General features: G+C 59.4%; 1 protein-coding gene and 1 pseudogene. One reads left to right on the top strand and one right to left on the bottom strand.

Annotated elements, in window-relative coordinates:
* Positions 1–591, top strand: a 591-nt coding sequence (locus AC1DU6_RS32940) for a PEP-CTERM sorting domain-containing protein (protein WP_477862495.1), incomplete at its 5' end; no start/stop codon positions are given.
* A 41-nt stretch (positions 592–632) separates the two neighbouring features.
* Here the strand turns inward: AC1DU6_RS32940 and AC1DU6_RS32935 are convergent.
* Positions 633–966: pseudogene (locus tag AC1DU6_RS32935) on the bottom strand (hypothetical protein); the annotation flags it as partial.

The raw sequence follows: 966 nt of genomic DNA, 5'->3' as shown, positions 1-966 counted from the left end.
CGTCTGCCTCTTCTGATGGGCACGCTTTTCGCACTTGTGTTGGCGCCTGCCACGACGCACGCGGTGGTGGTGATAGATCAGCCCCAGTCGATAGGCTTCGGTGTGATGTACCCCTTCATGCCCGGGCAAACCTTCACCGCGGTCGGTACGCGCATCGACACCATTGGCGTCGAGTTGCGCAACATGAACAAGTCTCGGCCGGGAAGCCTTGTCTCTCTGAGCTTGTACGAGGGCGAGGGCAGCGGCGGCACATTGCTCGCATCCAGCAGCGTGGATGTGCGGGCCCTTCTTGGTGACGCCGGTGGCGCGGCGCTGGTGGACTTCAACCTTGGAGCCGTCAAGTTGCAGCCAGGGCAAACCTATTCCTTTCAGCTCACTGCATCGGACGAACGCTTCGGGGTGTCCTACTACTCCGTAGTCGGCGAAGACGCTTATCCAGGCGGTCACATGTTCAACGCCTTCGAAAGCGAGCCTCTAGGCGACCTGACGTTCAACGTCACCGCAGTTCCGGAGCCGGGCATCGCGGCGCTGCTGCTGATCGGCGGCGGCTGGCTTGCTGGTGTGCGGCTGCGCGCGGGGCGGCGCCGCTGATACGTGCATGCAGAGCCGGAGTGCGAACTGCCCCGCGTCTCTCACGCGCGCCTTCGACGCTGACCAACGATTCCGATCACGCCTAGCCCCATGGCCAACATAGGCCAGGTTTGCAACTCGGGGACAGGCGAACTAACGGCAAAGCGCACGTGTGCTCCTACTAGTTTGTCCGATTCTGCGGTCATACAAGTGAATGCTTGGCAGTTTGAATCTGGCGACGGTGTGAGCACATGCCCTGGAGAAAACGTATAGCTACCGGTAATGCGGATTTCATGACTACTTTCTGTTGATAAATTGATTTGACGGCCATCGTCCCACCCAACAGCGCCGGCGCCAGACAATTTGTAGTTAATCTTTTGAAGAAAGGTTCCAGAC

The sequence above is a fragment of the Roseateles sp. P5_B10 genome (genome assembly GCF_056400485.1).
This window is presented reverse-complemented; position numbering and strand designations above follow the sequence as displayed.